Origin of the sequence: Microcoleus sp. B3-A4 (assembly GCF_036705385.1) — a bacterium.
GTDB lineage: Bacteria > Cyanobacteriota > Cyanobacteriia > Cyanobacteriales > Microcoleaceae > Microcoleus.
The window spans coordinates 1-10,558 of sequence record NZ_JAUBUI010000133.1 but is presented as its reverse complement, the minus strand read 5'-3'; the positions used below and the strand labels follow the sequence as shown (position 1 = coordinate 10,558).

General features: G+C 48.6%; 9 protein-coding genes and 1 tRNA gene. 3 read left to right on the top strand and 7 right to left on the bottom strand.

The features are described from left to right. The first annotated feature begins 74 nt into the window (after positions 1–74). The gene (locus tag QUB33_RS27935; RefSeq protein WP_445299567.1) at positions 75–821 is read left to right on the top strand and encodes a hypothetical protein; all 747 of its coding nucleotides are present in this window, start codon (positions 75–77) and stop codon (positions 819–821) included. 125 nt (positions 822–946) lie between these two features. Then, positions 947–1,288 (top strand): DUF433 domain-containing protein, encoded by a 342-nt coding sequence (locus QUB33_RS27930; protein WP_333357401.1) that lies wholly within the window; start codon positions 947–949, stop codon positions 1,286–1,288. 48 nt (positions 1,289–1,336) lie between these two features. Here the strand turns inward: QUB33_RS27930 and QUB33_RS27925 are convergent, their stop codons facing one another. The 6 genes from QUB33_RS27925 to QUB33_RS27900 form a co-directional block, all read right to left on the bottom strand. After that, positions 1,337–1,975 carry a type I restriction endonuclease gene (locus QUB33_RS27925; protein WP_333357398.1) on the bottom strand — a complete coding sequence of 213 codons (639 nt, stop codon included), beginning with the start codon at positions 1,973–1,975 and terminating at the stop codon, positions 1,337–1,339. Positions 1,976–2,181: 206 nt separating this feature from the next. Continuing rightward, positions 2,182–3,261 carry a class II fructose-bisphosphate aldolase gene (gene fba, locus QUB33_RS27920; protein ID WP_006633469.1) on the bottom strand — a complete coding sequence of 360 codons (1,080 nt, stop codon included), beginning with the start codon at positions 3,259–3,261 and terminating at the stop codon, positions 2,182–2,184. A gap of 193 nt (positions 3,262–3,454) precedes the next feature. Further along, positions 3,455–3,526, bottom strand: a tRNA-Lys gene (locus QUB33_RS27915). A 67-nt stretch (positions 3,527–3,593) separates the two neighbouring features. Then, positions 3,594–4,463 (bottom strand): aldose epimerase family protein, encoded by an 870-nt coding sequence (locus QUB33_RS27910; protein WP_445299568.1) that lies wholly within the window; start codon positions 4,461–4,463, stop codon positions 3,594–3,596. Between the two features lie 137 nt (positions 4,464–4,600). Next, a complete protein-coding gene (locus tag QUB33_RS27905) occupies positions 4,601–6,676 on the bottom strand; it encodes a CapA family protein (RefSeq protein WP_333357392.1) in 2,076 nt (691 codons plus the stop codon). A 12-nt stretch (positions 6,677–6,688) separates the two neighbouring features. After that, positions 6,689–6,844: a hypothetical protein gene (locus tag QUB33_RS27900; protein ID WP_190663334.1), complete on the bottom strand. Its 156-nt coding sequence runs from the start codon at positions 6,842–6,844 to the stop codon at positions 6,689–6,691. 601 nt (positions 6,845–7,445) lie between these two features. Here QUB33_RS27900 and QUB33_RS27895 point away from each other — a divergent pair. Next, on the top strand, positions 7,446–7,757 hold the full coding sequence (locus QUB33_RS27895; protein ID WP_015177146.1) for a DUF6679 family protein: 312 nt from the start codon (positions 7,446–7,448) through the stop codon (positions 7,755–7,757). 322 nt (positions 7,758–8,079) lie between these two features. On the opposite strand, the gene QUB33_RS27890 is transcribed toward QUB33_RS27895, so the two are convergent. Further along, entirely contained in the window at positions 8,080–9,717 is a 1,638-nt protein-coding gene (locus QUB33_RS27890; RefSeq protein ID WP_333357405.1) for an MBL fold metallo-hydrolase, read from the bottom strand. Positions 9,718–10,558: the final 841 nt, after the last annotated feature.

Here is a 10,558-nt window from a genome sequence, read left to right as displayed (position 1 = left end):
TGATTTTAAACCATCCTAATCTTCCTTCAGTCTTGTCTTATGGTACTTTGGCTGCTTAAAAACTGTCCGGAGTATTGCTAATACAGCTTTTTTCCCACTCAGAAAAACAAGATTCATCCCCAACAAACCAAAAACGCTTACCGCTGATTAAGTATTTACAAAACCATCGCTGTTTAATAATCTTAGATGACGTTCACAACCTTTTCTGTAGCGGCGAATTGGCAGGAAAATATAAACCAGAATCCGAAGAATATCGCTCTTTATTCAAACAAATAGAAAAATTATCCCATCAAAGCTGCTTTATGTTAATCGGTTGGGAACAACCGAGAGAAGTGACTCAAGTTAAAAGCCAAAATACTTCTATTCGCACTTTACAAGTCAAAGGTTTACACATCGCCGCCGCACGGGAAATACTCAGAGATTATGGGTTAGAAGAAAGCGACAACAGTGAAACTTTTATTCATCGCTACCAAGGCAATCCCCTATGGTTAAAAAGCGTGGCGAATCTGATTCAAGACTTGGGTGGAGGCGTGACAGAGTTATTACCAAATGATACGATATTGCTGCCAGAAGATTTGAAAGATGTTTTACAGCAGCAGTTCGATCGCCTATCGGAACTAGAAAAACAAGTAATCTCCTTATTAGCGAAAGAAAGCCAGCCAATCAACCGGGCAAAATTGCTAGAAAATGACATAATTCCGGCTTCAGATTTGCTAAATGCGCTGCAATCTCTATCGCGGCGCTGCTTGATTGAACAACAAGCAAATTTTTACACGATTTCACCTGTACTGAGGCAATATGCGATCGCCCAGGCGGTGTAATTGATACAACCATTGCTTGCATTCTCCGCGCTTCACCCAAATTACTAGGAGTGGCAATGGGCGATCGGGTAAATGGGGCTATCGATTCGATAGAATAATTGGTAGTAGCAATTCCATTGTTTGTCATGACGGTGAAAGAATTAGAGCCTCAACTGCTGGCACTCTCTGACGACGAAAAAGCTCAAGTCGTTCAACTCCTATCCCAAGGCAAAATCACTCCTTGGCGCGGTATTGAAAAAACGCCTGATGTTTGTGGCGGGAGTGCCTGCATTGCTGGAACTCGCATCACCGTTTGGGGACTTGTAGAAGCTCGTCGCATTGGCTACAGCGAAGCTGATTTACTCACAAGCTATCGATTACTCTCTGCTACTGATATTGCTAACGCTTGGGCTTATGCTGAAGCCTTTCCCGATGAAATTGAAACAGATATTCGGGAAAACGATCGAGTGATGGACGAGGATTTGTAGTAGATGGCACGTCTTTATGCCGCCGATGAGCAATACCTTCACCGTAACTTAGACGGCAGTAATACCTTGCCCTAAATGCTTCAAGACTTGAAAAGCCGATCGCAATTCACTTCGCACAGTATAAATCGAAAATGCCCGCGATAACCCGTATTCGGGTGTAGGTTGAGCCCTGAGTTTCACGAACAACACATCATCGCCATTCGTCAACATACCAAATCTCGGTTTATCCAAATCAGGATTTGCCATCATGTATGCTAATGCTTGGGGTAATGCCGATCGCGTCGAAATCGTAGTCTTCTTACACTCCAAAACTATTACCCAAAGCTGATTCTGCAAAATCAAGATATCAATTTGTCCGCGCAGGGTTTCTTCCCCATCATCGATCGCAATTTCGATAGCAGATTCAGCCTTCATCCTGAAAGGTGGATCGTAGAATCCCGCCAGTTCTAACAAAGGTGATGCCACCAGCAAAGTCACTGCCCCTTCTAACAATTCTCCATCGGCTCTATGATATAGCAATCTGCGTCGTAGCGTATCCAAAGCAGTCTGTTCAGAATCGCTGAGACTTGGCAATTGGGTTTGCCACTCTGTAAAAAAAGCCTCATCCTCAGTTCTGCTCAAATTCAACCTTGATTCAGCCTCAGCCAGGCTTTTAATAGCTTCTGTAACTGCAATAACCTTTGCCATTCGTTCACCTTTGATTCAAACCGTTGAATTTCCCACGAACATTAGCTTCATTGTAAGCAAAAGTAGGGATACTGCTATAGCGATCGCAGTTTTCAATATCACTTCTATGGGTTTGTGTCCAAAAACAAAAACCGGGCAACTCCACAGCTACCCGGCCATCGAAACTTTAGACTTCAGACAAATCTAAAATCTAAAACCTAAAATTCTTAAACAGCTACAGTCTTCTTAGCAGAAGAGCTCAATTCGCCCTTAGCATACTTAGCTGCAAAATCATCCAAAGACACTTGCTTAATCTTTGTACCGTGACCGGCGCAACCGAAAGAATTATAGCGATCGCTACAAACCTTCTGCATATACTTGATCGACGGCTTCAAGAAGTGGCGGGGGTCAAACTCATCGGGCTTGGCAAACAAAGCTTCGCGCACCGCAGCGGTAATCGCCAAACGGTTGTCAGTATCGATATTGATCTTGCGAACGCCGCACTTGATGCCCTTTTGGATTTCTTCCACAGGTACGCCGTAGGTTTCGCGGATTTTGCCACCGTTGCTGTTGATAATTTCCAGCAATTCTTGGGGCACAGAAGAAGAACCGTGCATTACCAAGTGAGTATTCGGCAAGCGGCGGTGAATTTCTTCAATGCGGCTGATTGCCAAAATTTCGCCAGTCGGCTTGCGAGTGAACTTGTAAGCGCCGTGAGAAGTGCCGATCGCAACTGCTAGAGCATCAACGCCGGTTTGCTCGACGAAATCCACAGCTTGTTCAGGATCTGTCAGCAACTGATCGTGAGAAAGCGCACCTTCAAAGCCGTGGCCGTCTTCTGCTTCGCCCATTCCTGTTTCCAGAGAACCCAAGCAACCCAGTTCGCCTTCAACGCTAACGCCGATCGAATGAGCAACATTCACCACATCGCGAGTAACTTGAACGTTGTACTCGTAGCTGGCGGGAGTCTTAGCATCTGCTTCGAGAGAACCGTCCATCATCACGCTGGTGAAACCTTGGCGCATGGCAGAATAGCAAGTGCCAGGGGCATTGCCGTGGTCTTGGTGCATGGAAATGGGAATGTGAGGATAGGTTTCAACTGCTGCCAAAATCAAGTGGCGCAGGAAATTTTCGCCAGCGTAGGAGCGAGCGCCGCGAGAAGCTTGCAGAATCACGGGGCTGTTGGTTTCGTCAGCAGCGCGCATGATCGCTTGGATTTGCTCCATGTTGTTGACGTTGTAAGCCGGTAGGCCGTAACCATTTTCAGCCGCGTGGTCGAGCAGCAATCGCATAGGTACAAGCGCCATAGATATTCCTCCTAATTATTTGTGATTTTTGGGCAGTGAATTTTCGACAAGCTCAATTCTTACGATAATATTAAGACAATTTGCCACCGATCGCGCACTATCTTTCCATATTTACTTAAAAGTTCAAAAAACAAAATTTTGAGTTCCGAGCATTCAACTCAAAACTCAAAATTCTCAACTTACAAATTTTTTATGGGTCGCCCGGGATTTGAACCCGAGACCAATCGGTTAAAAGCCGAATGCTCTACCGCTGAGCTAGCGACCCGCGAAAACATTGTTACCGCACACAATTTCTAATAGTAGCACCCCTCTTTTGAAATAGCAAGTCTTTTTTAAATAAAATTTGCAGTCATGCGAACCAGCATCTGGCAAGTCGCTCCCGGCTGCAAATAAATCATGTGTTCGCCAGTGTTGAGAGCATTTCGAGGAGCAGTCCAAGGTTCCAAACAGTAAAAATCCTTGCCCTTCAACATCCAGAAAACCAACTTCCCATAGCTGGAGCTGTAACTGAGGGTGAGCCGCAAGCCGCTCGCCGCGTCAGTGACAGTAGCAGCAAGACCAGTGAGTTCGTCAAAGGAAACATCAATTTCATCCAAAGTCGAGTCAAAAACCCCAGTGAAGTAACCCTTTTGATTGGTGTTCTGATCTCTGTACTGCATCCCCGGAATCTCAAAGCGCAGCTTTGATTTGTCCGTCGCCAAAAAGTAGGGGTGCAAACCACTAGAAAACGGCATGGGTTCAGCAGACAGATTGGTGTATCGCTGAAAAATTTCCAAAGAATTGCCTTTAATCTGATAAGTGAAGGCTAGTTGGAAATCAAAGGGATAAACAGCCAGCGTCTTGTCGCAGCTATTGAGAATTAGCGTAAGAGCGGCGCAACCCTCCGTAACTTGTTCGCCTATTGTCCAAGGCAAGTCTCGAGCAAAGCCGTGCTGTTTGAGCTGACGCTGCACTCCCTGGTGGGCGTAAGTATTGTCGGGGAGATTGCCGCAGATGGGAAACAGGATGGGAATCCCGCCACGTACAGTCAGATCGGGATTGGCGAACCGTTCCGCGTCCAAGTACAAGATTTCTTTGCCTTCAACCAGCCAGCTAGTGGCAATACCGCCCCGTTCCGGCACAACTTCTAGAGTAGAGTTAGCCGTTTCGTCGGAGAGGATATAGGTTTTGTACTGCTTTTGCTTGAGCGCGATCGCAAACACATTTGTCATCGGTAGTAGGTCATCGATCATTGGTTGTCAGTAAATCGGTCGTTAATAATTGGCCGCTAGTATCTTGATGTTCACCCATTACCGCCCCTATCCTCCCCCGGGCTCCTCGTTGTTCCGACCCCCATCGACTAACCAATCCTCCCAGCTATAGGAGGCAGGGCGATCCGGTGCTTGGAGCGTTTGCTGCTGGTACCTGGAACGATCGCTGAGGTGGGCTGCTGTTTGAGTGCGACTTCAAAAGATACAGCCCTGGGGGGAAGATTGCTTTGGGGACTCGGCACTGCTCCTTGACTGGGAGATGGGGGCGAAATAAACGGTTCTTTGATGAATGGCTCTTTTGTAAATGGCTCTGGTTCCCGGCTGGGATTTTGAGGTTGACTGGGGTAGATGCGCGGCGGCAAATTTTGATTCGGAGGCGGGTTTGACTCAATTGCAGGCCCTGTCCCGTTCGGGAAAAATGAGGAGTTGTCGGGCTGTTGGGGCGCAGCCGGCAAAGTCGGCAAAATCAAAGTAGGTTTGGGTTGTCCGGGGCTTTGCAGATTGCTTTCACCCGAGGTTCCCCCGGAACTTCGCCCCGGCTGGTAGGTACCGCTCTTTGCCGCTCCTGGCAATGGAGAATTTGGAGTTTTTAGTGTGGCTCCTGGCTGGACTAGGGCATCGAGAACTACAGAAGATCCCATCGGTCGATCGAAAATACTAGAAATTTGCTCGACGCGTTTGAGGATGCGATCGGCAGCAGCTCCCTTCACCACCTTCGGCTGAAACTTTTTCACCTCCACAGGCAGAAACTCTACCTTCATATTCCGGTCTTTGAGCGATACTTTCAGGACTGCCGTATCGTAATCCCTGCGAGCATTCCCGCCGAATATAAAATTACCCAGCGAGTAAACTATCGGGCGGCCCTTGTAAAGTTCTGCACCTTGCAATACCTGGGGATGGTGTCCAACTACCAAATCAGCTCCTTGGTCGATCGTGAACCGAGCCAAATCAATCTGCCAGTCCCCTGGATAATCGGCCAATTCGACTCCCCAGTGGTAATTAACAATAATCCAGTCTACCTGACCCCTAAGAGCTCGAATATCCTCGGCCACGCGATTGTTGCGGCGGGGGTTAGTACCCGCTTTCCCTTGGTCGGCGACGTGAAGCTCGGCATCGTAATAACCGAGGTAGGCAATCCGCTGACCCTTAACTTCAATAATATCTGGACGCCTCGCTTCTTTAATATCTCTGCCGGCTCCCAGGTGTTGAATCCCACTATTATCTAGAGTATTCATCGTCTCCACCAGCCCCGGTTCCTCGTAATCCATAGCGCGGCTATTTGCCAGATTGACAATATCCACTCCTCCGGCTGTTAATACTTTCACTGATTCTGGAGCGGCTTTAAAATTTAATTGTTTTTTGCCAGACCCCAATGTAGAGCGAGTCAGGGAGTTTTCTAAGTTAACCATCGCCACATCTGCTTGCCGGTACTCGTCCATATTGGCGAAAGCCCATTGGTGATCGTTGGCAGCAGATGCTCCGAGCGCATCCGATAGATTCACATTTCCTCCGAACATCAGCGTTACTGTTGGGTCGTAAGGATTAGCAACTTGCTTTTGCTTTACTACTGGTACCACTTCTAAGGCCGCTTGCACCGTATCCGCACGTTTTGGAGGCGGCCCCGACATTACCGCAGTTTGCTGGTACCCGGATACTGGGGATACTGACCGCAGGGTCAGAGCTTCGTGGTAGCTGACCCAACACCCTAAAATAAATGAGGCAAGTGCCGATCCCACTAGCAGCAGAGAACGATACGTTTTAAATTTAACCCAATCGACGGCCGGTAGGGAACGGTAACGCCGCCGCTGGCGGTTTGCCGGAGTTACAATTCGCACTGACTGTTTCCAGAGAATGTCTGCATCCCCAGCCAAGCGCGCGTGAATTCGCACTCCTTCTACTGCGGGCGAGTTGAGTCTCCAGAGTTGGTGGCAAATAAATTTGACTAAGCGTTCCCGGAGAGTGCTCCCGAGTAATGTAGTATCTGGCGCAAATTCGCGCTGGAATTCTACGAGGATTTGGACGCAGCCGGCCTGAGCCTGTTCGACGCGGGCATAAATCCCTTCGGGTCGCAGCAAGCTGTCAATCCAATAATTTAGGGCTTGAAAGTTGCCCGATCGCGCTAGCTCCAAAATAGACGGCTGCGACCAATTTTCTGCGTACACCATCAATTAGCCTCCTTAATACGCACGAGCGATGACTCCAATTTGTTTTGAACGGAACCGCAATTCTTTTAGCTTAACCGCCACAGGTTCCGCTGCCCGTTTTGAAGCTTGTTGTTGGCCGCCACCATTTTCTACATTTAGGGGCTGCCTGCTGTCAGTGATTTTTATCACACTCCAGTCTGTTGATTTTAGATTTTAGATTTTAGATTTTAGATTGAGTTCACAGAGGGTACTCGGGGCCAGAACAAAAGTCGAAATAAAAGGTTTCTGGGGGAGTTGAGGTAGAAAAGAGGGAGATTTCTGAGGCAGAGTCTGTTTTTATTGTCGCTGTTTGAGTGTCGCTTTAGAGCTTTCGCTTTGAGATTTGAGATTTGAGATTGAGCCAAGAGGCGTTAGCGGGCGATCGCACAAAAGTCGAAACAATAGGTTGCTGGGGGACTTGAGGCAAAAGAGAGCGAGATTTTTGAGGCAGAGTCTGTTGTTATTGTCGCTGTTAATCGCGTGCCGTCGTCAAGTCCTAATGCTGCGATCTATGCTGGCAAATGCCTCTCACGACGGATGCCACTGGCTGCACAACCTGTAATTGGATAAATGGCGTACTAGATAGATTTGGTGGTAAAATCAAATTTGGTAACCCCCATCGGTACAAAAGTTGCGGAAAACGTGAAACTGGCCAGTCCATACGGCTGTGCCTTCCGATGTAAAACCCAAAGTACGTTACGGTAAACAGACCATATTTTAAGCAAGTTACACTGCGCAGGAGAACTGACAAATGCTACAGCGCAAAATCTATCAACTCTGTTGTGATGGTCGTGAGGTTTCTATTTTTCTTCGAGATCAGCAACGTTGGATAGAGCGCGCTCGTATCCTAGATATTGAAGGGGATCTAGTCACGCTGCGCTACGAAACCGACGAAGAAGACGAAATCAGCTCCTGGGAAGAAATGGTGCGTCTCGAAAGTATTGGCTCTGTGTCCCAGAAGTTGGCTTCGGTATCCCGAACTAACTGCGAACCCCTAGTTTCTGACGATTGTCCCGAAGCCGAACAAATTCGCAATCACTACCCGGACTCGAATTTGGAATAGTTTTGATCTCGCGCTTGAGGCACAAGGAAAACTTGGGGGAAAAGAAAACGACTTTTCTCCCTTTTTTGTGGAGAAATTATGGAAAAAACCCGGTTTAGGCCAAACATATTCTGGGTTGTGACCGCATAAGCTATTTTGCCTTTAAATTTAAGCTTAATGGCGGAATCTCCCGCCCACCTCACAAGAGCGTAAGTACACAGTAGTTTAAAAATTCAATACGCGACAGCTTACCCCTGCTTAAACCGGGTTTTTTGTCTGGGTGCGTCTAGGACTGTTCTTTTGTTTTCTTTGCCTGGGGGCTGGTTTCAAGGTGTCCGACAGCTTATTCGCCGTCTGTTTCGCCATCTTCTAGGAAAAGTTCGGACTCCGGTATCGCTTTAAAGACGGGGCAGAAACCGTCGGGGGTAACTTTAAAGCCAAACAAAGCACTGGACTGGTTCCAACAGCGCTGGCTGCGGTAGTGCTGGCAATTGCCGCAGCACTCGAGGTTGGCCTGAACGGCGCTGCCTTGAAAAAGGAGTTCGCGCTGGGAGATGCCGCGCAGTACCAGCTCTTCGCCTTGCCAGCGCGCTTCTACCAAGCCGGTATCGGCAAAATTGGCCCACCGAGGATCGGCTGTAATCGGACTCGGCAAGCTAATTGCTACCTCTGTCCCCAATTCGCTGAGTTCTCCCTCATAGTTAGTTTCTGGGATAGCGGGCTGCAAAAACATTTCCCCGATCGGCAATTCGACCAGTGTTCCGGCCGCCGGAGTGTGCAACTGGTAGCGGTTTCGCAGCTCGTCCAAGTTAGCCAAGTCAGCCAAATATGCAGGGGAACCGTGGAGTAAAATTACGTGCTGGGGACGCAAATTGTGGATGAGTTGGGTCGTCCCCGGCCCGTCGCAGTGTTCGGCTAGCAGATAAGTTTCGACACTTCTGACTCCTGATTGGGGCCTGTTGCCCAGCCAGTCGCTGACGGGATATCCTGGTTTTTGAGGCGCGAGCAAAATCCAAGGATTTGTGCCATCGGCAACATACAAAGGCAAATCAGCTATTTGGTCAGTAATCACAATACAGGGCGTGGCTCCCAATCCGGGGCGTTGTTCGGGAGACAGCCGACGGACGCGGGGTTTCACCCTTTCGTCCCAAAACAAAGGTTGGTGCAGAGCAAAATTTTGGACGGCGGTGGGAAATTGGTGTAGCAGCTCCAGATAAGCGTCGCACCCGTCGGCGACTGTGCCGTCCACCCAAATATCCAAGTCGCGGCCAGTAAAGTAGTGGTGACTGCGGAGCAGCATCAGCATTTCTTGGCCCAAACCAAGGGCCGGCGCGGGCAGCAGTACCGAGTACCCGTCGGCGATCGCGCGGTGGATGCGATCGGCTAACTGATTTTCCAGTTGTCGGCGGTGAGGGTGGCGCGCCGTGCCGTAACTGCCTTCCAAAATTAACACATCCGGCTTCATGCCCCTGAGTTCTCCCAGGGGCAAACCTTCCACCAAACGAGAATTGGACAGGAAAAAGTCGCCGGTGTAAACCACGGTGTAGCTGCGGTGGGGTGCGGCATAAGTCAGCAGCACAGTCGCCGCTCCGGGCAAATGGCCCGACGGGAACAACTGCACGCTCAGTCCTGGGCGCACTTCGAGCGGCGACTGCCAGGGCAGTCCCTGACAGAATCTGGACTCTGGCTGCTGAGCCAGTTCTGGCCAGTTGAGCGGTAGCAGTCGCGCTGTCACTTCGCTGGCGTAAATTGGCAAGTGGGGGAAAGATTGATGGAGTGCTAGCAAACCTCTGGCATGGTCAGAGTGGGCGTGGGTACACACCACAAAATCGGCTGGCAGCGATCGATTTAGTGTCGCTGACAGCGGTGCAATATCCTCTACACCGCAGTCGAGTAAAATGCGGTGCGGCCCCATTCGCACTAGGAGACAGACACCTTCTTGGGCGTGGCCTGCGCCGTAAGGTAAACAATCGAGATCCATCACTGCGGTTAGCTCCCTGCTTTGCACGCAACTTGCAGTATCGCGACATTTAAAGATTGGTTGCGACTGCATTCATTCGATCGAGTTCAGTCTCGGACGCTGAAACCGGGTTTGATGAACGAAAACACTTTGTTGCCGCCCTCGCTCCCGGTTAAAAAACCCGGTTTATCAAAGTTCTGGTGCGTAAGCCCTGGAGCTAAATGTTTGCTCGAAGGCTCCGCTTCCCGTCAAAGGGAAGTAATTGCACTTAAGATTTGATGCAGCGCCAAGAAGGCGATTTTCCGAAGGCATTTGCCTGACGGGCATTCGGCCTTCGACAAAGTTCATGCTACTGGTTCTGGCATCAAAAGTTACATTTTATTGCACCATGTAAGAGTAGCGAACTCGATCTCATATTCTGAGTTTTCAACCTTTTTCCACAATTTGCGCCTGCTAAAAGCTAGTCTTTTTTATGAGAAGATTTTAATTCAGATGTGCAAAGATCTTGATAAAACTTTACAATTCTTCATTTTTAGGGTGTTGAGGCCCGTGTATTGTCCAATCTGAAAAACGGAGAACCAGCATGGGACTAGCTAACTGCTTTTGTCCGGGCAGACAGAGACTTTATGAGCTTGCTCGGTTTCTTTGTAAAAGTTTGATACATTCTTCTAAGCAAACCTTCTGGCTATCCAGGAGAGAGTTTCAATGGCTTTTTGACCCCGCCCAAAAACGGATATACAGCATATTCCATGTATATATGATACACTCTATTTAGTACATAAGCGAAAAAAATGAAACCTTATTCGATCGAGTTGCGTGAGAAAATAGTTAAAATTTATGAACAAGGTGATACCTCGATTAG